The following is a 24,959-nucleotide window of genomic DNA, read 5'->3' as shown; positions in this document are numbered from 1 at the left end:
CGCTAAGGGTGGGGCGGTGTGCTCCAGAGTCCCAGCTGCGGCAGCTCTTCGCCAAGTCGCAGGGCCTCCAGCCCCGGCATCCGCTTGCTTAACAGTTCATTCCAAAGCTGGGCCAGGGGCAGGGCATCGCTATTGTCCGGCATGTGCATAAAGACAAACGGTTGCTTCCCTTCTTCAATCCAGGTGCTCACTCGCTCTACCCAGGGCGCCAGGAAGGGGCGGTTGGCCTGAAGGTCCGGATGGCCTATATAGCGGACTACCGGGGGTGCTTCGACAGGGAGCAGATGAACCGGGACCCTGGGCTTTTTCCGCTGGGCATCCCGGATAACCTCATTGTCCGGTTCCGCTGCAAAGAGAGCGCGGCCATCAAAACATACACGGGCGATGTCGCGCTCCCGCAGGCCGCGATTGAGTGTCTTCTCGGCCTCTCCCTTGCTGAAGAAGGCGTGGTGGCGAACTTCAACTGTGCAGGTGAGCGGCGCGGGTAAGGCGTCTGTGAATCTCCACAGATTGTCCAGGTGTTCGGGACCAAACGATGCCGGAAGCTGAACGAGAAAGGGGCCAAGTACGTCGTTCAGTGGCGTGAGGATGTCCAGAAAGTCCCGTACCTCAGAACCGGGCCCAGCGAGCAGCCGGTCGTGGGTAATCCAGCGCGGGAACTTGAACAGGAAGCGGAAGTCTCCGGGAACCTGAGCCCGCCATTGCCGACATTGTTCCTGGCTGGGGGTGGCGTAAAACGTGGTGTTGCCCTCGACGCAGTTGAACACCTTGCTGTAGCGCTCGAGAGGGCTTCGGCCGGGTGGCAGTTTTGAGTTCCAGGCAGGGTGTTGCCACTGCGGGCAGCCGAGAAAGTAGGGTTGTGTCATGGCCCGATCGATGGATGTGTATGAGTCTTTCCAGTGGTTTCAGAGTCTATCAAGGCGTTGGGTCTGGCGATACTCTCCCGGAGAACAACCCATCCAGCGCCGGAACGCTCGGGTAAAGCTGGCGGTATCGGTGTATCCGAGATGGATGGCCAGTTCTTCCAGTTTCATGTCGCTGCCATCGAGAAATTGCAGGGCGATTTGCCGGCGCTCGTCTTCCACCAGGATGCGGAAGCTGGTGCCTTCCTGGTCCAGTTTACGGCGCAGGCTGCGTGGTGACAGAGCCAGTGCCTGGGCAATTTCGTCCAGTGAGGCGACCAGGCCCAGCGGGCCATGCAGTTTCTGACGCACCTGACCCGCCAGGCCGCTGGTCTGCAAACGTTCCAGGCGCCGGCGACACTGGTCGTCCAGCATGCGGACAAGGTGCGAGTCGTAAGTGGACAGCGGCTGATCGGCAACATCGCTGTGGACCACAATGGCGTTTCTTGCACTGTGGTATGTCGGCGTGATGCCACACAATTGTCCGATGCGCTGGGCATGCTCCGGCGGAGCTCCCTGAAACTCCAGGGCAACAATGTCGACACTGGACAGGCTGAGCTCCTTCAGGAGATTGAGGCCTGTGGCAAGATCTCGCTCCAGGAGAAACGGGCGCAGATGATGGGGAATGGGTTGCGCGTCCATCGCGACCCCGAAACAGTTGCCTTCATCGATTCTCGATATTCTGCAATAGGCGGTACTCAGAGGCAGGTACCGCATGGCTCGTGCGATCGCTTCCCGCAGGGTCCGGCTGGTGCGCATGGCGAAACCCCATATGCCGAAGGTCGCAAGGCTGTATTGCAGGCCAAGCTGGAAACCCAGCGCGGGCGTCTCAGGCAGGGCAAGTATCAGATTCTCGATCAGGCGCATTTCCTGATCCCGGGTAATCAGCGCCTCGCCATCCAGCAGGTCCTGGTCGCTAATGCCTGTGCCTAACAGGCAGGTATCGCGATCCACCCCTCGGCTGGCGGCAAAGTTGATCATCACCTGGCTGATCGCGACGGGATGCAATGTGTTTTCAAAGTTCGACATGGTGGAAAGTCTACCCCGGCACTCTCTTCTTGGACAGTAATCTGACGCCGTGGCCATAAATGCCTCCCGAATGGCCATTGCGGTCCTGTCTGGCTGTTCTGGCCCTGATTAGACTGGCATTCGTACCCACGTCCAATCCGGAGGTTTTCAATGTCACAGGATCTTGCCGTACTCAATAAACAGGCGATTGCATCCGCCAAACGCTATATGGGGCATGTGTCCTGGCCCACGGTCGTTCTGGTAGCCGCCGTATTTGTCGGATTTGTACTGAATCTGGCGCTGTTTGCTTTTGGGGTGATACCAGCCTGGGTGGCTTTGCCTGTTCTCGGGGCCCTGACCTACATGTCCTACACGCCCTTGCATGAGGCGGTGCATGGCAATATCCATGGTGGGCAGGAGCAGTTGAAGTGGCTGAACGATCTCTGTGGCTACCTGGTGGCGCCGTTGATTGCGATCCCTTACGCATCGCACCGGGTTGAGCACTTCACTCATCATCGATACACCAATCAGCCGGACAAGGACCCGGATTATATTGTCAGCGGGATGGGAAAGGGCTTGATCCCCGCAGTGGTGACAGTGATCAAATTTCTCTGGGTTCAGAACAGCTTTTTCGTCAAGCAGCACTGGGGTACGGCATCGTTTAAAGATCGCGCCATCTATTGGCTGGAAGTGCTGGTTTCTTTGGGCTGGCGGCTGGCCTTTGTTGTGGTGGTGGATCAGCCCGGGACCCTCAGCGTTATCCTGTTGGGCTACCTGCTCGGCGGCTTCTTCACGGCGTACTGGTTTGCCTATCGTCCACACATTCCCTATCAGGATGCGAAACGCTATCGCAACACAAACAGCCTGATCATGCCGACGTGGATGAAGCCGCTGGAGTGGTTCTGGCTCGGCCAGAACCTGCACTCCATTCATCACCTGTTCCCACGCGTGCCTTTTTACCGGTACCACGCCTTGCATCGTGATATCGAACCGATATTGCGTGCCCATGGCACACCTATTGTGGGCATTTTCAGCCGCCGACCGGTGGAGGCCGGGACTGAGCATCACTGACGGGGAAAACTGAGTCCCGGGTACTCTGGCTTGGCTCGGGGGCGGAAGACCCTTATGATCCGGGACTCATGTCATCAAACTGGAAACCTTTCTATGCAGTTCCCCAAAGCGACCGTCATACTGGTTTCAGCCGCGCTGGCTTTCGTCGTATGGGAACAGTTCCGCGACAAGCCAGATCCCGTTAATTCCGCCCGTTTCACAAATCTGGCTGCCAACCGGGCGGAGCGCAGCGAGGTTGTTGACTGGGTGGTGACTCAGATCCCGGCATTTTGCGAAGAGCCCTCTGGTGGGAGGAAGGGGAGCGCAGCGTATTCTGAATGCGTTGAGCGCGGCGAATCCAGAACCTCCACATGTCGGCGCGAGATCTACGACGCGTTCCCGGGGGTGATCGCTTCCGACGCGGTTTTTCGGGATGTGTCGATCACCATGATGAATTGTCTGGTGCCGCGTTCCGGACTCATTGACCCTTCGCAATAACAATAAAAGAGGACTATTTATGCCGACTCAAACCATCTGGATTACAGGAGCATCCTCGGGCATTGGTGAAGCATTGGCTGTCCGGTTTGCCCGGGATGGTGCACGTCTTGTGCTCTCTGCCCGGCGGGAAAGTCAGCTGGAGCGGGTTGCAGAGCGATGCCGTGAGGCCGGCCTTGAGGCTGATCAGGTGTTGGTATTGCCGCTGGATGTGACGGACTGGGAAGGTTTGTCGGGGGCGGTTCAGCGCGTGCTCGATACCTTTGGGGGCATTGATCTTCTGGTTAATAATGCCGGCGTGTCCCAGCGTTCGCTCTGCAAAGATACCGATATGTCGGTCTATCAGAAGTTGATGGATGTGGACGTGATGGGCCAGATCGCGCTGACCAAAGCGGTACTGCCTCACATGCTGGAGCGTGGTAGCGGGCACCTGGCTGTGACGGCCAGCGTGGCTGGCAAGGTGGGCGTGCCTCAGCGTACGGGGTATTGTGCCGCCAAGCACGCCGTCATGGGCTTCTTTGACGCCTTGCGGGCGGAAGTGGAAGGTCAGGGCATTCACGTTTCAACGATTACCCCTGGGTTTATCCGGACGGATATCTCCCGCAATGCGCTGGCCGGTGATGGCAAGGCCTTTGGTCAGGAAGATGAGGATATCGCCGGTGGTATGGATGTGAACGAATGCGCCGATGTGATATTCAAGGGCCTTAAAGCGAGGAAACGGGAGATCCCGGTCGGCAAGGGCAAAGAAATGGCTGCACTCTGGATCAAGCGGATCTCACCGAATGCGCTGTTCCGGATTATCAGGATGCGGAACCGGAAAAGCGGATGAGCGAATACACCGATCACCTCCACGAAGTTTTCCAATACTTCGGCCCCATTACCATTCGCAAGATGTTTGGTGGCTACGGCATCTACCATGACGGCCTGATGTTCGCGCTGGTGGCCGATGACGCCCTTTACCTGAAAGCCGATCGGGAGAACGTGGGCGACTTCGAGCGCGAGGGCCTGGGGCCATTCGAGTACGACAAGGGCGGCAAGGCCGTCAAAATGTCTTACTACCTTGCCCCGGACGATGTCATGGAAGACCCGGAACAGGCGGCTACCTGGGCCCGTCGCTCATATGAGGCCGCCTTGCGGGCGCGAAAGGGGCATCCCTAACTGCTCACACTTATACCCAGTACTGTGGCCATTGCTTCTGCTGACCAACGTTATTGATCACGAGGGCAAGCAAAACCAGGATGACGGATCCAAGGAGCACCGGCGTCCACAGGAATCCCCAGTCCTGAATCCCTGCAGTTAACACGACAATTGGATTTGCGCCCGCTGGCGGGTGCACCGCTCGGAAAAACTGCATCAGAGCGATGGCTATTCCGACCCCCGCGGCCATCTGCCATGCACCAGCCCCGGCTATATTCATTATTGCCAGACCAACGAGGGTGGCAATCAGGTGGCCGCCGATCACATTGCGTGGCTGGGCCAGCGGTGCGCCTGGAGCAGCGAACAGCAATACGCATGTTGCGCCGAAGGGAGCCATCAGCAATGGAACGCCTGCCAACTGGGAAAGGTAAGCCGTGGCACCAATTCCGGCGACACCTCCTACCAACCCTGTTAGGATTTGCAGCGAATCGGGGCGGGCAGGAGCGGTGCCTGGGCCCTTGAACTTGTGAAGCATGGATATCTCCTTACCATAGTGTACAGACCGGTCTGTACACTATGGTAGTTGAAGCCAGTGGTCAACCAAATTCAGACTTAGTGCGTTGTGGTATTGATAGGATGCAGATATGAGCAAGCGGGAGGATATCCTTTACACGGCCCTTCATCTCTTCAACGAACACGGCTATCAGGCGGTGGGGGTGGATACCATTCGTGACGTGGCCAATGTCTCGAAAATGACGCTCTATAAGCATTTCAAGAACAAGGACACGTTGATTGAAGAGGTACTAAAACTCCGACATTGCCAATTCAAGGAATCTCTGGAGGAGGCCATTGCCCTGGTTCCCGATGCGCCTCTGAAGCTCAGGGAAGTATTCAACTGGCACGCCCGCTGGTTCTTCTCGCTGGACTTCTTCGGCTGCATGTTTATCCGCGCGACAGGGGAATACCATGAGTCTTCCGAGCTGCTTGCGATCTCTCAAGAGCACAAACAGTGGGTCGCCAGGATGTTGGAAGATATCTTCCTGGCGATGGGGGTAGACAATGCCGCGAGCGTCGCACGTTTTTTCCAGGTGACTCTCGATGGCATGATCATCAATGCGAGCATTTTCCGCACTTTCGACAGTATAAATGAAGTATGGAGAGGGCTTTGTCGGTATATCGACCTCCCATACGAACCACTTGAAAAGCCCAACAGCGAGTCGATCCATGAACAATGATGAATTAAAGAGTATTCTCGAACTAGACGGTGAAGAGCGATACGACTACTTCCTGAGTGAGGTGATCGAAGAGCGCGAGATCTGGATTCTGGTGAATGCGGAGAATCGCTTCCTGAAAATCGTGTCTGACGATGGCAACGTGGAGCACCTGCCGGTCTGGCCCAGCGAGGCGTTCGCGGCGGAGTATGGCAAAGATTCCGAGGATCTCACCCCGAAAAGTATTTCCCTGCCGGATTTCTTCAAAAAATGGGTGCCGGGTTTAACGAAAGACGGCCTGGATGTTGGGGTGTTTCCTGGCCTGGACGGAACCCTGTGGATAACGGAGCCGGAAGAACTGAAGCGCGACCTGCAGGATGAGCTGTCGAGTTTTTAGCGAGGGAACGGGGCATGGAAGCATTATTCATCATTCTGGTTGCCGGCATTGTTTTGCTTGTTCCTGTCGGCTCAGTTCTTGGGTTTCTGGCCTTTCGACAACGTAGTTCGCAATCTGCCCGCATTGAATCCCTGGGGCGGGAGGTGTCGGGTTTACGAGAGGAAGTTGCCCATCTGAAGCGCCAGATGGCTCGTGAGTATGACGCGTCGGCCTCGCAACATGATGAATCTGCAGAACCTGCACCCGTTGAACAGGCTTCGCCACCGCAAGATGTCGCAGCAGCCACCGATTCCGCGTCGAGTGATTGGATCGAGCCTGCGCAGCCGGTGGTGCGCAGTGAACGACCGGAACCAGACCGTGTTTCCCGCATTACCGCTGCCCTGAAAGAAAACTGGATGGTCTGGCTTGGTGGCCTGAGTGTGGGTCTGGCCGGGATCTTCATGGTCAGCCATTCCATCAATGCCGGGCTGATCGGCCCGGTACAACAACTGCTGCTCGCCCTGTTCACTGGTCTTGCCCTGCATGCGGGCGCGGAGTTTCTGCGTCGCCGCAACCGGGGCGCGGATCAGGTATTTGCAGCGTTGGCAGGGGGCGGCAGCATTACCCTGTATGCCGCGTTGCTTGCCGGCGTTCACCACTATGAGTTGATCAGCCCATTGATTGGGTTGGTAGGGCTTGCGGTGGTCTCCCTCGGCACCATGGCGCTTGCTCTGGTTCATGGCCCGTTGCTGGCCATCATGGGGTTGAGCGGTGCCTATCTTGTGCCTCTGCTGATTGGCGGTGAGGATGGCAGTCTGGCCTTTGTGCTGTCGTACAGCTTCCTGATCACCCTCAGTTCGCTGATGTTAATGCGCTACGTTTATCGGGACTGGCTGTGGTACTCCACGCTGGCCGGTGCGTTGTTGTGGTGGCTGGTCACGTTGTCCGCTGCGCCAGTGGGAGTGCCGACTGCCTGGTATCTTGCAGGGCTGTTCGTGATCTTTGCTGTCATGCCGGGACACCAGAAGGCGGGGGCGCCACGCCTGTGGGAAGCCCTTCTCGCATTGCTGGCGATCTGGGGATTGTCGATCGCTGATCAGGCCGCTGACAATCCGCTGTTGTGGAGTTGGCTGCTGATTCTGCCGGCTGCGGCACTGGCGCCCCAGAGTCGCGGGGTGTACTGGTATCTGCCCTGGGCGGCAGTGCTGGCCAGCGCTGCCGGTTGGCTGGCTTATATGGTTCGTGAGGTGGCAGACCGTGTGTATCTGGTGCAGATGCCCGTGGAGCATCAGGGTGGTTTCCTCGCCTACCTGATTGCCGCAGCGATACTGACCCTGGGGCTCGGCCTGTGGCACTGGGTGCGTGATCCTGACCGTCGCCGGTGGGCGTCGCTCACGATGCTCTCACCGCTGGTGTGGCTGATCCTGGGCTGGTTGCTGCTGCATGGTTACGGCACTTCCTCCCTTTGGGCGGTGTTCACGCTGTTGCTCGGCGGTTTGTACGGCGTTCTCGCCTGGCTGATGGAAAGCCGTGAGCGCTATCGCAGCGGGGTGGTCTGGGCCATCCTGGCGGCCCATGTCAGTTACTCGCTGGCGGCGGTGATGGTCTTCCGTGAAGCCTCACTCACGCTGGCCCTGTCCGTTCAGTTCATCAGTCTCACCTGGCTGGCGCGCCGCTATGACATGCCTGAGCTGTACCTGCTGCTCAAGATAGCGCTGGCCCTGGTGGTCGCGCGGCTGACCTTCAATCCGTGGCTGCAAAGTTACGATGCCAGTTTGCATTGGTCACTGTGGACCTACGGCGGCGCAACACTGTGCGCGGCGGTGGCCACCTGGATTGCGAACCGGAATCACAGCATCCGCCCCTGGCTGGAAGGGGCGACATTACACCTTCTGGTGTTGTTCCTGGGCTCGGAAATGCGTTACTGGCTCTACGACGGCGACATCTTTGCCCATGAGTACAGCTTCACCGAAGCGACGATCAACACGCTGCTCTGGGGCGCGCTCAGCCTGACTTATATCGTTCGCGCGAAAGCCAGTGAATCCCTGGCCTGGCTCTACCGGCTGTTCTCATGGATTCTGCTAGCCCTTGCCAGCCTGAGCTATCTCTCGCTGGTCACTGTGCACAATCCCTGGTGGAGCGGCAGTGCCATTGGCGATACAGCGATCTTCAATATCCTGCTGCCTGCCTACGGTGGGCCGGTGCTGCTGGCAGTGGTTGCCAGCCGGTTCCCGGAACTTGTCCCCAGGTTCTGGTCGCTTTGCGTGGCCGCTGGCAGCTTTCTGTTATTCACAGCCCTGGAAATCCGGCAACTCTGGCAGGGCAGTGATATGCGGCTATCGTTCGGGATCACCGAGGGCGAACTTTATACATACTCCGTTGTGGGCATGCTGTATGCCATCGCTGCAATCATCTACGCCACCGGGCGTAATAATACAGTGCTGTACAAAGCCGGTATGGCCTTGCTGGGGCTGGTCATTGCCAAGATCTTCCTGATCGATATGGCCGGTCTGCAAGGCTTGTGGCGGGTGGCTGCCTTTATGGGATTGGGGCTTGCATTATTGGGATTGGCCTGGCTCTACCGAAAAGCTCAGGGGGCTCCAGAGCGTAGTTAGGGGGCGGGAAGTATTAAGCGGTCAATTTACGGTCATATTTCTGAAACGCCCGTTCCAAAGCGCTTTGGGGCACCTATCCTTGTGTTGCTAACACAGTTATCCACAGATTCTGTGGGCAACTTATTTTAATACCGGCTCGAAGTAGCGGTTGAGCAGATCCGGATCATCGAAATGGCGCTTGCCGATAAATGCGGTGGCATGGTGGCCCCATTGGCGCATGGCTCCGGGGGAGAGTACACCGGTGCCCCAGAGCAGAAATCGCTCCAGGCGTTCTGTGCCGGCGATCAGGCCGTTGGGCAGGAACAGACTGCGGTGCATGCCCGTATTGTCCGGTAACGCCCGGAGCCGGTCATAGTGAATCAGTTCGTAGGGTGTCGACTCTGTTATCGGGTCCGGTGGCGCCGAAAAACTCACATTGGCAACGTAATGGGTACCACTGGCCAGGTACACAATGGGGCGGGACATGGCCTGTTGGTTGTCTGGCGCTTCGAGAGGCAGCAGGGTCATGATTTCGTCCCCCACCGCGTCGGCCTTGAGCTGGAGGCGATCCGACAGGGGGTACCATTGGTGATAGCAGCCACATGGGTGGACACTGTCATACATCAGGACCTGCCCGTTCTCATCCAGCGTGACGCGCCAGATAAGCCCATCCAACCGACCGCCGTAGATATCCAGCGGGTGGGGCTTGGGACGTTCATCGAACCAGAATACGTAGACCAGCTGTGGCAGCCATCGGTTCTGCCAGCGAACCCGGGTGATCAGCGTATACGCCCGGGCGGGCGGTTCTACCACCCACTGGCTGTCATTCCACAGGGGCGTTCCTGGCCGGTCATAGGGTTTGTCACTGGCCATGATCAGATGGGGGGCATGGTACGCCAGCAGTTTTCCGGACTCTTCCGTTGAAAACACCGGTAACCCAAGACGGTCCCGGGAGTGTTCATGGCTCAGAACGGACGTGATAAGTGTCGGATCGGGTTCCGGTGGTTCTGGCGAGTACTGTCGGGCCCCTTGATTGTCAGTCTGCGTGCCAAACTGCGCCTCCTGTGACGCCTGGAGTCTACGGACCTGGTAAGCCAGCAATGGCCGCATCAGAGGATAGGCGCCAATGGTGCGGCGCCAGTCCAGATAGGCGTCGGGTACCTTCACCTTGGACACAAGGTCGGCCCACTGGTGCGAATCGGACGCCAGCGCAGTTACCTGTTGTTTGGCGCAGTGCATCAGCCAGCCGGGATCGAGCATATGACGTTTTTTCAACCGAGCGAGTCGGACACGCAACGCCCGATCTCCGTTGTATAGTGCATGATACAACCAGTCATGGCGTTCTTCAGGCGTAAGGGCGGCGAGGTCAAAATCGGCCAGCGTCCTGTTAACCCGTAGGTAGGGGTAGCCGGGAATCGGATTATCCTGGGCATCCTGAATGCCGGCCTGTTGCAGTTGCCGCTCGACATCCTGCCAGGCCGTGGTGCAGGCTTCGCTGGTCAGGGGTGCTAACGGCGGCTTCGCTGACTGGCTGGCACAGCCACTCAGTGCCCAGGCCATGAGCATCAGGGTCACGAGGTTACAGGTTGGCGCCGGGTGCGACCTGTGGAATTTGAGCATTTGCCTGGCTGCCTCGGGGAGCTCTAGCGCTATTGACACGGGGGCCGTGTGGAAGTTTCAGGAGAAGATATGAATACCAGATCACCCACCGCAAACATCATCATGACTGGCATGCCGGGTAGCGGTAAAAGCACCGTAGGTGTTCTGTTGGCCAAGCGCCTCGGACTCGGTTTCGTGGACACCGACCTGCTTATCCAGCAACACGCCGGTTGCACGCTACAGGACATCGTGGATAGCGAGGGCTACCAGGCGTTGCGGGCGGTTGAGGAAGAGGTGTTGCTCAGTCTGGATGTGGAAAGGCACGTGATTTCCACGGGGGGCAGTGCTGTTTACAGTTCGAAGGCGATGAAGCACCTCAAGAACAATGGCGTGGCGGTGTTCCTGGATATTCCACTGGAGCTGGTCATCCAGCGTTTGGGGGATTTCAGCCTGCGCGGTATCTCACGTCGACCGGACCAGTCGCTGGAAGAGCTGTTCGAGGAACGTTTTGAACTTTATAGCCGTCACGCGGATATCACGGTTTCCGGTGTCGGGCGGGATCAGGATGAGGTGTGCGAGGCGGTGGTCGAGGCCTTCAAAACACGGGTTCCCTTATGATGCCAACAACGGCAACCATCGCAATGAGAATCGCGCCGATAATAACCGCCGTTCCACCCAGCATCATTGATCATTTGGAAGCCGGGGTTGTTCCTTCATCCTGTTGAGCACCACCCTTTAAAAGCCCTGAAAGCACTAGGCTAATCAGTACAGGGCCCAGCAAGGCCAGGGTTGAGGGTTCGGGAATGTCTATTGTTTGGAGCTTGGTAAGGCCTCCGGTCAGATAGTAGGTCTCACCGGTGCTTAGAACTGTGACACCGGCTCCCTCAAAAGGCGCTGTTTTATCAAGGTTGTGGAAGATATCCTGGCCGGCTTCCAGGAAGAAGAGGTCCAAAAACAGGAAGAACTCAAAGTCACCGGAAACAAATGGCTCAAAGCCGTTCTCAAACAAGCCGCCTTCGTCCGAAACGGGTTGGTCGTGCAGCAGCGGCGCAAATCCTTCCCACTCGAAGGATGCCGGTTCACTCTCAAACGTGGCCGAGACCAGGCCGCGATTCTGATCGTCTACTGTAAATATCCCAACCGCGCTGTGGGAACCTTGCGGGTTTGCGATAGTGTTATCGTATGAATAGCTAATCAGCGTGGCATTGGCTGACATGGATAGAAACAGGGCTGCGAGCAGCATGAGCCCTTTCATGGTAATCCCTCTCGATGTGATGCTGAGTTCCATTCTTCAAGATGCAGCAATTAATGGACCAACCCTTCTAAGAGCACGAACCAGCGACATGTCATGCTATTCCGTCGCAAAACCTGTAAAGAAACCTGACATCAGGGCGGATAAAGGACGGGACAAGGGAGTGAACCTGCGAGCCAACGCCCCAGCCCCGGGGGCGCTGAAATAAGGGCCGGCTCGGGTTGCTGCACCGGCCCTGTACTCCCTAGAAATGAAGCACTTGTGGGTGAACCAGGCGATCGTAATCCTGGTAGCTCATCCGCATGACTTCGCTGTGGCTACCGGCGTTGAAGACGATGTGCTCGTCCTCCCGCAGATGCTCACTGACGAAGACGTCCATGTTGTACAGGTTGCCGAAAGGCGGCATGGCACCGACCTCACAGTCGGGGAAGGCGGCATTGATATCAGCCTCATCTGCCAGTTCCAGCTCCCTGGCGCCCAGCGCCTGTTTCAGCTCGTCTACGTGTACGCGGTCTGTAGACGGCAGAACGGTCATGAACAGGCGGCCGTCTGCTTTGACAATCACTGTCTTGGCGAATTCGCGGCCCCGTACATGGGCGGCCTGTGCGGTTCGCGAAGCGTCAACGGTGGGCTCGTGGGCCTCCGTTCGGTAGTTCACTGCATTGCTGTCGAGAAATTCCCGAAGTTTCTGGTTAATCATGGCGGTATCCTCCTTCACCTCAGTGAAAGTTCCATGATGTGTACATCTACCAGTTTAGCACGTGATCCGGTCGCTGTCGGATTACGAACGGAGCTTACGGCTGGCCCGTCAACCCCCTGAAATAGTCGATACCTGGTTGAATGAGGTAAAAGCACTGGCCGTCAGTGAACGCCACAAACGGGCTTTCCACCGGTGCCAGTTTCGTGTTCTCGTTGAGCCGCGCTTCGTTGGACTCATGGCAGCCGGGGCTGGATACGCGTCCGATGGCTTTCATGGTCCCTGAGTCATCACTGTAGGCAGTTCCCGATATGTAAGAGCCGTACCGGTTTGTGAACAGCAACCAGTAGACTTCACCGTCGCGGGATGGCGTCCTGACCAATTGGCATTGTTTGGGGGAGCTCAGGCAGTACTCGTTGTCGTTTGTCAGTATGTCGAGCAGCGGCTCCGGTATGGCTGTTTCCCGGGGTATGACCATGAACATGTCCGCCACCGCCTGGCGATCGTTCCTGTCCACCACGGGCTTGTGTTGCCAACGTTTGTCCTGCTTAAGCACGGCGTCGATGCGATCGGCGACCAACGGATTCTGCTTGGCAAACTCCGAGTCCTGCAGCTTTCTTAACTCCATGACCCCGTAAGCGCCCAGCTTGAAGCGCAGGTAGTTGTAGTCAAATGCGTCCGCCTCGACCTCACCATTCAACAGCCGGTTGGCCTGGCTTTCGGCAGCCCAGGCCCGCATGTCGGCGGCGGGGGTGTTCACCAGGATCAGTACCCCGGCGACCACAAACGCCAGCACCTTGTTGGCGCTCTGGATGGCCCCCAGGGCCCGGGCGCGCTTCATCAGGATCAACACGGAATAGCTGAAGGTGAAGCCGGCGATCAGCAGTTGGATGGTAGCCGCCCAGAGGCGGTCGACGGTCAGGCCGTATTGCTCGATACGCAACCCCAGCGCCCAGGCTGCCAACAGCGAATTGAGAGGGAGCAGGAACACGCCGAATATCACCAGGCCGTGCATCCACCTCGGGTAAGGTGGATGCTCCGGGTTCTCGCTCAGCACCGAGTTGAAGAAGAACAACAGCACGATCGCGAGGGACATCATCAGCAGGGCGGCATGACCGGTTTCCCAGATCCTGGCCACGCCAGTGAATGGCAACGCCCCCAGGAACAGTATGCCAATCAGTGCGGCCAGGGGCAGCAGGGCTTTGATCAGCACTTCGCACATGGACTGCACGGTGGCAACCAGGCGGATGCGTTCGCGGATCAGCACCAGGCCCCAACCGCCGACAAACGCGCTGGCGGGGTAGAGGAAGATGGGTTCCTCAAACAATTCCTCGAAAAAAGAGATGCCGATGACGTCAAAAAGCGCGCCCCACAGGACCAGTAATAGCCAGAATGTCCCAAGGAAAAGTCCGAGCAGGGCGAGAGTCAGGGCATGCTGCCAGGAGTGTTCCAGCAACTGGCGATAGTCGAAACGGGGCGCGCGGTTGATACACCAGATGCGGAAGTATAACGCCAGTATAAACAGCGATATCCCGACGCTGACGAAGAAGATGAATGTAAAGTACGGCCGGTCCGGCAGTTCCAGGCCAGCTCCCCACCTGAGCCACCCCAGATGCCAGCCCAGCCCGAACAGGAGAGGCCCAATCGTGGCAGCCGCCCATGCATTGCGACGTTCCATCATCCGTTCCAGGCCGAGATAGAAGAACACCGGCAATCCGCCCGCCAGTGCGTAAAAGGCCATCAGCCACCGTGGATCAGTCGCGGGCCATGCCCCGTGGTCGATGGACAGGTGTAACAGATACAGGGCGAAGCCCTGCACCACTGCCAGTATGATCAAGCCATAGCGGCTGACGGTGTCCAGACGGGAGTTGTCATGGGCTTCCATAGGATCTGCCTTGTTGGAGGAATGTTACAGCCGTACCAAGCGCTTGATGATAAGGGAAATCGGCCTGGCCTGGCAGGGGCACTGCTGGCCATCAAGATCGCAAAAGTAGATGCGTATCACAATATTTCAGGTTGGCACATAGCCGATGGTCGCACAAAAGGAACAGCCGTTTCGTCTTCCTCCTATACTCGGCTTTTTTCGTTCCAGCGGCTGGGCAAACCCCACCACTGGTCTGGATTATCAAATCCCACGGGATAAGCCACAGTGAGTGAATTGTGATGATAAAGGATTTGCAGGCGTTCTTACGGAGCATCGGGTGTCGCTCCGTATTTCTGATTATGGTGTTTGTTGTAGCCCTGGCTGCAAGCCTTGCCGGATGTAGAGAGGACGCGTCCGTTGAAGACCTCGTAGGCAACACCGGCACAGACGCCACCGAGGCCGAACCGGAGGTGGACGAAACCGGTTTGGCCGGAAATGAGGTTCGGCAATTCAATCACCCGGGTTTGCTGCACGCGGAAGCGGACTTTGCCCGTATTCGGGAGAAAGTACAGAACGAAGAAGAGCCCTGGGCAAGCGCCTGGAACGATCTGGTTACCGACGGTATTTCCCAGCTTGGCAAGACACCGGCGCCCCTTGAAACCGTGATTCGTGGCGGCGACGGCCAGAATTTCGGCCGCCTCGTTGCCGAGATCCGCTTCTCCTATGCCCTGGCGCTGCGCTGGAAGATATCCAGAGACGATCGCTACGGCGACCTGGCCGTGGACTACCTGAATGCCTGGTCATCCACCCTGAAAACCATCACGGGTGATCAAGGTCGCTATCTGGCCGCTGGCCTGTATGGCTACGAGTTTGCCAATGTCGCGGAAATCATGCGTACCTATGATGGCTGGGCCGAAGCGGATATCAAGCAGTTCCAGGATATGCTGGTGACGGTGTTCTACCCCCTGAGTCGACGCTTCCTGCGGGAGCACAACGATGCCTGTATTTCCAACTATTGGGCTAACTGGGACCTGGCCAATATTGCTGGCATACAGGCCATTGGCGTCTTCGCCGACCGGCCGGACATCTACCAGGAAGCAATGGACTACCTGTACACCGGTGAGGGCAACGGCGCGCTCGACAACCTGGTGTTCCATCTTCACGCCGGCAACATGGGGCAATATCAGGAAAGCGGCCGCGATCAGGGGCACACCACCCTGGGTGTCGCGCTCTACGGGGCTATCGCCAAAATGGCCTGGAACCAGGGTGAGGATGTCTTTGAGTACTGGAACCACCGGTTGCTTGCCGCGTCGGAATACATCGCCCGCTACAACCTGCTTGAGGAAGTTCCCTACACGCCCTATGGACCGAACTGCGGAAGTGTCATGCACGTTCCTCAATGGACAGTTTCCGACAAGCAGCGTGGTCATAGCCGGCCGGCCTGGGAGTTGATCTACAACCACTACGTCAACCGGCTGGGCATGGCAGCGCCCTGGACGGAAAAAATGGCGGCACGACAACGGCCGGAAAGAAGCAGTTGGGGCGGCGATGAGCTGGGGTGGGGAACCCTGACCGAGACGCTGGAACCTGCTGCCCTGGGCGGCGCTCCCAGGGGGTTAACCGGGAATCTGAGCGGCGGTACGGTGGAGCTGTCCTGGTGGGGCGCTGCTGGCGCCGAGAGCTACCGGCTCAAGCGCGCCAGTGCTCCGGATGCGGTGTATGCCACGATTGCCACACGTGGGGCAGAGGAATTCCTGACCTACACCGATACCGATGTCTCGAAAGGCGAGGATTACTATTACCAGGTAACCGCGATTTCTTCCGAGGGCGAGAGCGCGGCCTCCAATACCGTTACTGTGCGGGTGGGGCCCAAACTCATGGTGCATTTCCCATTCGATGCGGCGGAGGACGGCGGGTTTGCCAGCTCCGTTGACGACACCGTCGTCGCCACGCCCAACAATGGCCCCGAACTGGTGCCGGGCAAGCTCGGTAATGCAATATCCCTGGATGGCGCCGACGACTACGTGAGCCTGCCAGAGGGAATCGTTTCCGAGCTGGCGGACTTCAGCGTCACCAGTTGGGTATACATCGACGGGACAACCGACATGGCGAGATTGTTCGATTTCGGATTTGGCACCCAGCGTTATATGGCCCTGGTGCCCCGCGATCGTGACAACCAGATGTGCTTTTTCATTACCAGGATCAGCTACCATGCCGACCAGAAAATCTGTGGGAACCCTGCCCCTGTCGGTGAATGGGCACATGTGGCTGTGACCTTGTCCGGAACGACCGGCATTCTCTACCTGAATGGCGGCGAGGTTGGCCGTAACGACAATATGGTACTGGCTCCGTTCCGCTTGGGCGTGTCCACACAGAACTGGCTGGGAGATTCCCAGTATGGGAACGACGCCTTCCTGGACGGGAAAATAGACGACTTCCGGATTTATAGCGGTGCCTTGAGTGCCGCACAAATCGCGGCGCTGGCTGCCGAATAGGCCGTCGCCGTCAAGCCCTGTTTGGTTCAGGCGGTAACGGACGGGGCTTGCTCCAATCCGCACCCGGTGTTACCGCAACCCGCACGGCTTGCCTGCCGTTTTTGGACGTTTACGTGTCGTATTGGTCCATCCTCTGCCCACCAAACACCGTCACATTAAAACTATCGAAAACCCGAGAAAAGGGGAGATAGCCATGGCGGTTAATTTTGAGAAGGCTTTGTTGGATCATCCACAGCAACGAGCCAGCGCTGCACGTCAGCCCGGAAGCGTCGACCAGTCGGACCGCAAGGTGCCGATCAACCTGCGCCAGTCCGGCCCCACGCCGGTGGAAATGCTGATTTCCACCCGGGTTCGCAAATCCCCGTACTGGCACCTGGCGTATGAAGCCGGCTGCTGGCGGGCCACTGTGTACAACCGTATGTATCATCCCCGCGGCTATGTCCGTCCGGAGGACGGCGGCGCCATGGTGGAATACGAGTCCCTGATCCACGACGTCACCATGTGGAACGTGGCGGTCGAGCGCCAGATCCAGGTCAAGGGCCCGGATGCGGAGCGGTTCGTCAACTACGTCATCACCCGGGACGCCACTAAAATCAAACCCATGCGGGGCAAGTACGTCATCCTGTGCAACGAGGACGGCGGCATCCTGAACGATCCGGTTTTGCTGCGGGTGGCCGAGGATGAATTCTGGTTCTCACTGTCAGACAGCGACCTGGAGTTCTGGCTGCGCGGCGTGAACATCGGCATGGGGTTCAATGTCAGTATCGCGGAAATCGATGTGGCGCCCGTCCAGATCCAGGGGCCCAAGTCCGAAGCGCTCATGGCCGATCTGTTCGGTGAAGCGGTGAAGGAAATTCCATACTACGGGCTGATGGAGGGTCAGGTTGCCGGCCACGACGTGATCATTTCCCAGACCGGTTTCACCGGCGAAAAAGGCTACGAGATCTACCTCAAGGAAGCCACCAAGTACGCCGAGGATCTCTGGTATACCGTGCTGTCTGCTGGCGAACCCCACAACTTGCGGGTGATTGCCCCGGCACACCATCGCCGGATTGCCGCAGGCATTCTTTCCTGGGGGCAGGATGTAGACCAGGAAACCCTGCCGTTCCAGTGCAACCTGGCCTACCAGGTACCGCGCAACAAGGACGCGGACTACATCGGCAAGCAGAAGCTTGAGAAAGTTCGCGAGCAGCTCGACGCCGGTCATCCGCCGTTCAGCCACATCATGGTGGGTATCCGCTTCGGCGGTGGCAAGGTGACTGACTACGCCAATGATTTCTGGCTGATCAGTGGTCCTGATGGCGGTGAGCCCGAAGGCTATGTCACTTCGCCCTGGTACTCCCCGGAACTGGAAACCAACATCGCACTGGCCTACGTACCGTTTGACCTGCGCGACATTGGCACCCGGCTCACCGTGCACCTACCCGTGGAGTATGCCGCAGCAGACGGCTCAACCGAGGTGGAAGCGGAAGTGGTGGAAGTGCCCTTCCGGCCATCGGTCAATCCCAATGCCCGGGAACGTGCCAGGGCCAAGGGGATTGATTTCGCGGATTGACAATTCACGGGTATCGGTTGAATGAGGTGACAGAAACATGAAGCTGGCATACCAACGGCAGACAGAAAAAGCGGAAGATCCCCGGACCATTGCGCTGGTGCGGGAGTTGGTCCGCGCTGCGACGATCGAGGCGACGCCCCGTCAGATTCTGGAAACAGACTCCCTGACGGAGCTGTTCCCCGTCGGCACCTGGGTTTACGTCCCTTTCCTGCCCCACGGTCAGTTCAGTGAGACATTGCCTGCCTGTCAGCGGCTGATTGACGAGGGCATGCTGCCGGTGCCTCATCTGCCCGCGCGGTTGGTCGAAAGTCGCGACCAGTTGCGTGACTGGCTGGGGCAGCTAAGAGATATCGGAGTTGACCGCCTGATGTTGATTGCTGGTGACAGTGATTCGGTCGCTGGCCCGTTCCCGGACACCCTGGCTTTGCTGGAATCCGGCCTGTTAGAGCAACAGCAATTCCTGCACATCGGAGTTGCCGGCCACCCGGATGGACACCCCGTCGCCGGGCCGGACAGTCTGGCCCGGGCTCTGTCGCTCAAGCGCGATTACGCCAGGGTCACCGGCACCCGGTTGTGGGTGGTGACCCAGTTCGCCTTCGAGGCAGAGCGCTATACCGGCTGGTTGCAGGCCGTGGGAGATATCCTGCCGGAAGTGCCGGTCTATATGGGGGTGGCCGGCCCCACCAACCTGAAGACATTGATTGCTTATGCTGCGCAATGCGGCGTGGGGGTATCCGCGCGGACGATGTGGCGTAAGCCTGGCAGCGCCCGCCTGTTGCGGTCCTGGACCCCCGACGGCCTGGTGCACGCCCTGGCGCGTCACCGACAGGATTTCCCGGACACCCGGCTTGCGGGCATACACCTGTTTCCGTTTGGGGGGCTGCAACGGTCTGCCCGGTGGATACGTGAGTATGGCGAGACCGATGAGAACGAAGAGCCCGACGAGGCTCGGGGCAGCCTGTCTGACCCCGTGTCCGACAGTGTGTGATACGTGGTAACGGATGTAGGGGAAGAGCCTCAGCCAACATAGGGGGAGAGCTTCAGCCAATATAGGGGGAGAGAAACGTGGGTCTTCAATACAGTGAGTACAATAAAACCATCCCGACCCCGGAGAGGCTGCCGCCGGGCACCCCCGATATCGAGATTGCCCGCTCCGTACAGCCGCAGTCCATCCTGCTCCTTGCCCAGCAGCGTCTGGGCCTGCCGGCCGACAGCCTGATCCCTTTCGGCCACTATAAGGCCAAGCTGAACATGGCCCATGTGGATACCTCCTCACGGGCGGCCCGGGGCAAGCTGGTGATGGTGACGGCCATTACGCCCACCCCCGCCGGCGAGGGCAAGACCACCACCAGCGTGGGGCTGAACGATGGACTTAATTGTCTGGGCGTGCGCTCCTCTGTGTGCCTGCGGGAACCCTCCCTGGGACCCTGCTTCGGGATGAAGGGCGGGGCTGCGGGCGGCGGCCGCGCCCAGGTGATCCCCATGGAGGACATCAACCTGCACTTCAACGGCGACTTCCATGCCATTACCACCGCCCACAACCTGCTGGCATCGATCCTGGACAATCACATGCACTGGGGCAACGAGGTTGGCCTGGACCCTCGCCATGTCTATTGGCGGCGGGTGATGGACCTGACCGACCGGTCCCTGCGTTACATGGTGAGTGGCCTGGGCGGCGCAGCCCATGGCACGCCGCGGGAAACCGGGTTCGATATCACCGTGGCTTCGGAAATCATGGCGATACTCTGCCTGGCGGATGGTCTGCCCGACCTGCGCCAGCGTCTGGGCAATATCATTGTCGGCCGGCGTCCGGATATGTCGCCGGTCACGGCGCGGGACCTGGGCGTGGAAGGGGCATTGACGGTGCTGTTAAAGGAGGCGTTGCTACCTAACCTGGTGCAGAGTCTGGAGCACAATCCGGTGTTCATCCATGGCGGCCCGTTCGCCAACATCGCCCATGGCTGCAATTCGGTGACCGCTACCCGCGCGGCGCTGGCGCTGAATGATGTGGTGGTCACCGAGGCGGGCTTCGGCGCCGACCTGGGCGCAGAGAAGTTTATTGACATCAAGTGCCGCCAGACCGGCCTGCGTCCGGACGCAGCAGTACTGGTATGCACCGTGCGCGCCCTGAAGATGCAGGGTGGTGTGCCCCGCAAGGACCTTGCAACTCCGGATCTGCAAGCGCTGAGAGCCGGCGCGGTGAATCTGGAACGACATATCCGTAACCTGCGGCGGTTCGGGTTGGTGCCGGTGGTCTGTATCAATCGCTTTCCAACGGACAGTGACGAAGAGCTCGCCCTGATCCAGTCCATCAGTGCCGAATGGGGTGTACGTGCGGTGACGGCTACCCATTGGGCGATGGGAGGAGAAGGAGCGACGGATCTGGCCCAGGCGGTACTGGACCAGATGGACGAAGGCACACCGGAGGTGCAGCTGCTATACGAAGACGACATCCCCCTGACGGAGAAAATCGAGACTGTCGCTACCCGGATCTATGATGCGGCCAGTGTCGATTTCGCACCGGCGGCGAAGCGTCAGCTTGAAGAGTACGAGCAACTGGGCTTCGGCCACCTGCCAGTGTGCATTGCCAAAACCCAGTACAGCTTCTCGGCGGATCCGTCGTTACGGGGTGCCCCAAGCGGTCATGTGCTGCCGGTGCGGGAAGTGCGCCTGTCTGCCGGCGCCGGATTTGTTGTGGCCGTCTGTGGCGACATCATGACCATGCCTGGCCTTCCGCGCCGTCCGGCGGCGCTGGATATTTCGCTGGATGAGAACGAGCAGGTTACCGGGTTGGCCTGAGGTCAGCATCCAGAGCCCTGATGGCCTCCACGGCCGCAGGGCTCAGACCTTCGCCACCGGACTCCAGATAGGCAACAATATCCTCCTTCATGGAATGGGCCCAGAACTTGTGGATATGGTTAGTGGTTGCCTCGGTGACCGCCGCCGGGTCCCCCTGAAAGGGACAGTTGGCGGCAATCTGGTTGATCATCTTCACCAGGTGAGTGGTAGATTCCTTAGTCATGCGCTGTCTCCCGAGGTATAGATCACTTGACGGCCTCGGCGGGCAAATCCGATGAGGTTGAGCCCGGCCTGCCGGGCGTCGCGGATCGCCATGGCGGTTACGCCGGATACGGTCACCAGGGTGCCGAGATCCGCTTCCGCCGCCTTGGCCACCATTTCATAGCTTCCACGGCTGGACACCAGGGCAAAACCATCGCACCGATCATGGCCCGCACGCCTGAGAGCGCCAACCAGCTTGTCCAGAGCGTTGTGCCGCCCGACATCCTCCCGTAACAACTGGATTCGCCCTTCGCTGTCACACCAGCACGCGGCGTGCATGGTGCCGGTCAGTTGTTGCAGACGCTGGTGCTGGTCGAGGCCGGTGAGGGCGGTCTGCACCTGTTCAGGACCGGGCAGTGGCCTGGACTGTCGTGTGGGTAACGGCTGGCGGATCTGCTCCAGGGTGACCTTGCCACACAGGCCGCAGCCGGTAGGGCCGATCAGGTTACGCTGCGCCAGCTTGAGGGCGTTGGCGCAGGCGCCGTGGATATGCATCTGCAGTTCGATGCCCTGTTCGCCGTGATCGACAATCTCGGTCTCGAATATCTGGGCTGGTTCAGTGACAATGCGCTCGGACAGGCTGAACCCCAGGGCAAAGTCTTCCAGGTCGGTGGGGGTGGCCATCATCACCGCATGGGAGACGCCGTTGTACACCAGTGCCACGGGGCATTCCTGGGATACCGAGTCGGGGACGGTCCGCTGTACCCAGCGGTCATCCTGGCGCTCCCGCACCCGAATGGTTACCGGCTGGTAGCCGTTACCGGCCAATTCATCCCGCTTTGGTGCCGCCATCATGGCTCCCGGACCGGTGCAGTCCCGGCCAGATAGCCCCGCTGTTCCCGGTCGTCAGCCTGGTGACGTTTCTGCCAGTTGGACGGCTGGTGCACCTTTTCGACCTGAACCGCAGTCACCTTGTATTCCGGGCAGTTGGTGGCCCAGTCGGAATTGTCCGTGGTGATCACGTTGGCGCCACTGACCGGGTGGTGAAAGGTGGTGTAGACCACGCCGGGCTGAACCCTGGTGCTGGTGCGCGCCCGCAATACGGTGTTGCCCGCACGGCTGGTGATGCCGGTCCAGTCGCCGTCGGCGATGCCCCGGTCCTCCGCATCCTGGGGGTGAATGTCCAGAACGTCCTCCTGGTGCCAGAAGCTGTTCTGGGTGCGCCGGGTCTGGGCGCCCACGTTGTACTGGCTGAGAATGCGCCCGGTGGTCAGCAGCAACGGGAAGCGGCTGTTGGACTTCTCGTCCGTGGGCACGTAGTCGGTCTGCATGAACCGCCCGAGGCCAATGGGAAACTCCGCCACATGCATGATCGGGGTGCCTTCCGGGAAATCGTCGTTGCAGGGCCACTGGATGCTGCCGAGGCGGTCGATTTTCTCGAAACTGACACCCCGGAACGTCGGCGTGAGTTGGGCGATTTCGTCCATGATTTCACTGGGGTGGTTGTAGTTCATGGGGTAGCCCAGGGCATTGGACAGGTCCTGGGTGACTTCCCAGTCAGCTTTGCCTGCCAGCGGCGGTATCACCTGGCGTACCCGGTTGATCCGTCGCTCGGCGTTGGTGAAGGTGCCGTCCTTCTCCAGGAAGGAGGAGCCCGGCAGCAGCACATGGGCGAACTTGGCGGTCTCGTTGAGGAACAGGTCCTGGACGATAAGGCATTCCAGTGACTCCAGCGCATGCTCCACGTGACGGGTGTTGGGGTCGGACTGGGCGATGTCTTCGCCCTGCACGTACAGCCCCTTGAAACTGCCATCCACCGCCGCATCCAGCATGTTGGGAATGCGCAGCCCCGCCTCGCGGCCGATGGTGACGCCCCAGGCCTGTTCAAAAGGCTCGCGCAGCTCGTCCACCGCAACGTGTTGGTAGCCTGGCAGCTCGTGGGGGAAGGAGCCCATGTCACAGGAGCCCTGGACGTTGTTCTGACCACGCAGGGGATTCACGCCGACGCCTTCCCGGCCAAGGTTGCCGGTGGCCATGGCCAGGTTGGCAATGCCCATGACCATGGTAGAACCCTGGCTGTGTTCGGAGACCCCCAGGCCGTAGTAGATGGCGGCATTGCCGGCTTTGCCGAAGAGTCGCGCTGCTTCCCGTACCTGCTCGGCGGGTACGCCGGTGACTGATTCGGTTGCTTCCGGGGCATGTCGCGGATCGGTGATGAAGGCCCGCCATGCAGCGTAGGTATCGGGCTCGCAGCGTCGTTTGATGAAGTCCTGATCTTCCAGGCCCTCGGTGACCACCACATGGGCCAGGGCATTGATCAGTGCCACATTGGTGCCGGGTCGCAATGGTAGGTGAAGCCCCTCGTCAGCATGGACCGTTCTCAGCAGATCAATGGAGCGGGGATCGGCGACGATCAGCCTGGCGCCCTGACGCAGGCGGCGGCGCAACTGGGAGGCAAACACCGGATGGGCGTCGGTGGGGTTGGCACCGATCACCAGGATTACATCGGCGTGCATCACCGAATCAAAGGTCTGGGTGCCGGCAGACTCGCCCAGGGTCATTTTCAGGCCATAACCGGTGGGGGAGTGGCAGACCCGGGCGCAGGTGTCGGTGTTGTTGTTGCCGAAGGCCGTGCGCACCAGTTTCTGCACCAGATAGGTTTCCTCGTTGGTGCAGCGGGATGAGGTAATGCCCCCAATACTGTCACGGCCATGGCGGGCCTGGATATCCCGCAGGCGGCTGGCGGCGAAGCCGATGGCCTCGTCCCAGTCCACGGCGCGCCAGGGTTCGTGGATGCTGTCGCGGATCATCGGGGTGGTAATGCGGTCCGGGTGGGTGGCGTAGCCAAAGGCAAAGCGGCCTTTAACGCAGGAGTGGCCGTGGTTGGCGTGGCCATTCTTGTGGGGCACCATGCGCACCAGTTCGTTGCCTTTCATCTCGGCCCGGAACGAGCAACCTACACCGCAGTAGGCGCAGGTGGTCACTACACTGCGATCGGGCTGGCCGATCTCGATGACGCTGTTTTCCATCAGGGTCGCAGTGGGGCAGGCCTGGACACAGGCGCCGCAGGAGACGCATTCGGAATCGACAAAGGGATCATCCTGGCTGGCGGCCACGGTGGAATCGAAACCACGCCCCTGGATGGTCAATGCAAAGGTGCCCTGGACTTCCTCGCAGGCCCGGACACAGCGGGAACAGACAATGCACTTGCTGGGATCAAAGCTGAAATACGGATTGGACGTATCTGTTTGTGCGTCCAGGTGGTTGTCGCCGGCGTAGCCGTATCGAACCTCCCGCAACCCCACCGCGCCGGCCATGTCCTGCAACTCGCAGTTGCCGTTGGCGGAGCAGGTCAGGCAGTCCAGGGGATGGTCGGAGATATACAGTTCCATCACGTTACGGCGCAGGCGGGCCAGTTCCGGTGTCTGGGTCTGGACTTCCATGCCGTCTTCCACTGGCGTGGTGCAGGCGGCGGGGTAGCCTCGCCGGCCCTCGATGGCCACCATGCACAGGCGGCAGGAACCGAAGGCTTCCAGGTTATCGCTGGCGCAGAGTTTGGGAATACGGTGCTCGATCAGCGCCGCCGCCCGCATCACCGAAGTGCCGGCGGGCACGGTAACCGTGACGCCATCGATGGTCAGCTGTACCTCGGTGTCTGAAATGACTGGCGGAGTGCCAAGATCAATGTCGGCTACTTGTGCGGGATCGTAATATTGCAGCATGG

22 protein-coding genes are annotated in these 24,959 nt (G+C 59.4%); 12 read left to right on the top strand and 10 right to left on the bottom strand.

Annotation, left to right across the window (positions count from 1 at the left end; all coding sequences use genetic code 11):
* Positions 1–2 precede the first annotated feature (2 nt).
* Both ACJO3M_RS02660 and ACJO3M_RS02655 read right to left on the bottom strand, forming a co-directional pair.
* Positions 3–866: a DUF72 domain-containing protein gene (locus tag ACJO3M_RS02660; RefSeq protein ID WP_406999467.1), complete on the bottom strand. Its 864-nt coding sequence runs from the start codon at positions 864–866 to the stop codon at positions 3–5.
* 39 nt (positions 867–905) lie between these two features.
* Positions 906–1,931 carry an AraC family transcriptional regulator gene (locus ACJO3M_RS02655; RefSeq protein WP_406999465.1) on the bottom strand — a complete coding sequence of 342 codons (1,026 nt, stop codon included), beginning with the start codon at positions 1,929–1,931 and terminating at the stop codon, positions 906–908.
* 150 nt (positions 1,932–2,081) lie between these two features.
* Here ACJO3M_RS02655 and ACJO3M_RS02650 point away from each other — a divergent pair, with 150 nt between their 5' ends.
* From ACJO3M_RS02650 to ACJO3M_RS02635, 4 genes are all read left to right on the top strand, one after another.
* Complete coding sequence (locus ACJO3M_RS02650; protein WP_406999463.1) at positions 2,082–2,981, top strand: fatty acid desaturase family protein; 900 nt, start codon at positions 2,082–2,084, stop codon at positions 2,979–2,981.
* 93 nt (positions 2,982–3,074) lie between these two features.
* The gene (locus ACJO3M_RS02645; RefSeq protein WP_406999461.1) at positions 3,075–3,458 is read left to right on the top strand and encodes a hypothetical protein; all 384 of its coding nucleotides are present in this window, start codon (positions 3,075–3,077) and stop codon (positions 3,456–3,458) included.
* A gap of 19 nt (positions 3,459–3,477) precedes the next feature.
* Positions 3,478–4,284, top strand: a complete 807-nt coding sequence (locus ACJO3M_RS02640) for an SDR family oxidoreductase (protein ID WP_406999459.1) — start codon at positions 3,478–3,480, stop codon at positions 4,282–4,284.
* A complete protein-coding gene (locus ACJO3M_RS02635; protein WP_406999457.1) occupies positions 4,281–4,613 on the top strand; it encodes a TfoX/Sxy family protein in 333 nt (110 codons plus the stop codon). The genes ACJO3M_RS02640 and ACJO3M_RS02635 overlap by 4 nt, the downstream gene beginning before the upstream one ends.
* A gap of 10 nt (positions 4,614–4,623) precedes the next feature.
* Here ACJO3M_RS02635 and ACJO3M_RS02630 read toward each other — a convergent pair whose 3' ends face one another.
* Positions 4,624–5,127 (bottom strand): HPP family protein, encoded by a 504-nt coding sequence (locus tag ACJO3M_RS02630; protein WP_406999455.1) that lies wholly within the window; start codon positions 5,125–5,127, stop codon positions 4,624–4,626.
* 109 nt (positions 5,128–5,236) lie between these two features.
* Between ACJO3M_RS02630 and ACJO3M_RS02625 the strand changes: the two genes are divergently transcribed.
* The 3 genes from ACJO3M_RS02625 to ACJO3M_RS02615 are packed head-to-tail and all read left to right on the top strand — an operon-like array spanning position 5,237 to position 8,794.
* Positions 5,237–5,827, top strand: coding sequence for a TetR/AcrR family transcriptional regulator (locus ACJO3M_RS02625; protein ID WP_406999454.1), 591 nt, complete (start codon positions 5,237–5,239; stop codon positions 5,825–5,827).
* Positions 5,817–6,200, top strand: a complete 384-nt coding sequence (locus tag ACJO3M_RS02620) for a DUF2750 domain-containing protein (RefSeq protein WP_406999452.1) — start codon at positions 5,817–5,819, stop codon at positions 6,198–6,200. Before ACJO3M_RS02625 ends, ACJO3M_RS02620 begins: the two co-directional genes overlap by 11 nt.
* A gap of 14 nt (positions 6,201–6,214) precedes the next feature.
* Positions 6,215–8,794, top strand: coding sequence for a DUF2339 domain-containing protein (locus ACJO3M_RS02615; protein WP_406999450.1), 2,580 nt, complete (start codon positions 6,215–6,217; stop codon positions 8,792–8,794).
* A gap of 120 nt (positions 8,795–8,914) precedes the next feature.
* On the opposite strand, the gene ACJO3M_RS02610 is transcribed toward ACJO3M_RS02615, so the two are convergent.
* On the bottom strand, positions 8,915–10,393 hold the full coding sequence (locus ACJO3M_RS02610) for a hypothetical protein (RefSeq protein ID WP_406999448.1): 1,479 nt from the start codon (positions 10,391–10,393) through the stop codon (positions 8,915–8,917).
* 69 nt (positions 10,394–10,462) lie between these two features.
* On the opposite strand from ACJO3M_RS02610, the gene ACJO3M_RS02605 reads away from it, so the two are divergent.
* Positions 10,463–10,990, top strand: coding sequence for a shikimate kinase (locus ACJO3M_RS02605; RefSeq protein ID WP_406999446.1), 528 nt, complete (start codon positions 10,463–10,465; stop codon positions 10,988–10,990).
* 70 nt (positions 10,991–11,060) lie between these two features.
* Here ACJO3M_RS02605 and ACJO3M_RS02600 read toward each other — a convergent pair whose 3' ends face one another.
* From ACJO3M_RS02600 to ACJO3M_RS02590, 3 genes are all read right to left on the bottom strand, one after another.
* On the bottom strand, positions 11,061–11,660 hold the full coding sequence (locus ACJO3M_RS02600; RefSeq protein ID WP_406999444.1) for a hypothetical protein: 600 nt from the start codon (positions 11,658–11,660) through the stop codon (positions 11,061–11,063).
* A gap of 208 nt (positions 11,661–11,868) precedes the next feature.
* Complete coding sequence (locus ACJO3M_RS02595; RefSeq protein ID WP_406999442.1) at positions 11,869–12,324, bottom strand: aminoacyl-tRNA deacylase; 456 nt, start codon at positions 12,322–12,324, stop codon at positions 11,869–11,871.
* 94 nt (positions 12,325–12,418) lie between these two features.
* Positions 12,419–14,206: a DUF4153 domain-containing protein gene (locus ACJO3M_RS02590; RefSeq protein WP_406999440.1), complete on the bottom strand. Its 1,788-nt coding sequence runs from the start codon at positions 14,204–14,206 to the stop codon at positions 12,419–12,421.
* A 278-nt stretch (positions 14,207–14,484) separates the two neighbouring features.
* On the opposite strand from ACJO3M_RS02590, the gene ACJO3M_RS02585 reads away from it, so the two are divergent.
* From ACJO3M_RS02585 to ACJO3M_RS02570, 4 genes are all read left to right on the top strand, one after another.
* Positions 14,485–16,680, top strand: coding sequence for a LamG-like jellyroll fold domain-containing protein (locus ACJO3M_RS02585; protein ID WP_406999438.1), 2,196 nt, complete (start codon positions 14,485–14,487; stop codon positions 16,678–16,680).
* 193 nt (positions 16,681–16,873) lie between these two features.
* Positions 16,874–18,235, top strand: coding sequence for a glycine cleavage T C-terminal barrel domain-containing protein (locus ACJO3M_RS02580; protein ID WP_406999436.1), 1,362 nt, complete (start codon positions 16,874–16,876; stop codon positions 18,233–18,235).
* A gap of 37 nt (positions 18,236–18,272) precedes the next feature.
* Positions 18,273–19,223, top strand: coding sequence for a methylenetetrahydrofolate reductase (locus tag ACJO3M_RS02575; RefSeq protein ID WP_406999434.1), 951 nt, complete (start codon positions 18,273–18,275; stop codon positions 19,221–19,223).
* Positions 19,224–19,300: 77 nt separating this feature from the next.
* Complete coding sequence (locus ACJO3M_RS02570; RefSeq protein WP_504362674.1) at positions 19,301–21,034, top strand: formate--tetrahydrofolate ligase; 1,734 nt, start codon at positions 19,301–19,303, stop codon at positions 21,032–21,034.
* Here ACJO3M_RS02570 and ACJO3M_RS02565 read toward each other — a convergent pair.
* The 3 genes from ACJO3M_RS02565 to fdhF are packed head-to-tail and all read right to left on the bottom strand — an operon-like array spanning position 21,018 to position 24,957.
* Positions 21,018–21,257: a formate dehydrogenase subunit delta gene (locus tag ACJO3M_RS02565; protein ID WP_406999432.1), complete on the bottom strand. Its 240-nt coding sequence runs from the start codon at positions 21,255–21,257 to the stop codon at positions 21,018–21,020. The two genes, ACJO3M_RS02570 and ACJO3M_RS02565, sit on opposite strands and share 17 nt — an antisense overlap.
* Complete coding sequence (fdhD, locus tag ACJO3M_RS02560; RefSeq protein ID WP_406999430.1) at positions 21,254–22,087, bottom strand: formate dehydrogenase accessory sulfurtransferase FdhD; 834 nt, start codon at positions 22,085–22,087, stop codon at positions 21,254–21,256. Before fdhD ends, ACJO3M_RS02565 begins: the two co-directional genes overlap by 4 nt.
* On the bottom strand, positions 22,087–24,957 hold the full coding sequence (gene fdhF / locus ACJO3M_RS02555; RefSeq protein WP_406999428.1) for a formate dehydrogenase subunit alpha: 2,871 nt from the start codon (positions 24,955–24,957) through the stop codon (positions 22,087–22,089). The genes fdhD and fdhF overlap by 1 nt, the downstream gene beginning before the upstream one ends.
* Positions 24,958–24,959 lie beyond the last annotated feature (2 nt).

Origin of the sequence: Marinobacter alkalisoli, from assembly GCF_045449795.1 — a bacterium.
In the GTDB taxonomy this organism is placed as follows: Bacteria; Pseudomonadota; Gammaproteobacteria; order Pseudomonadales; family Oleiphilaceae; genus Marinobacter.
This window is presented reverse-complemented; position numbering and strand designations above follow the sequence as displayed.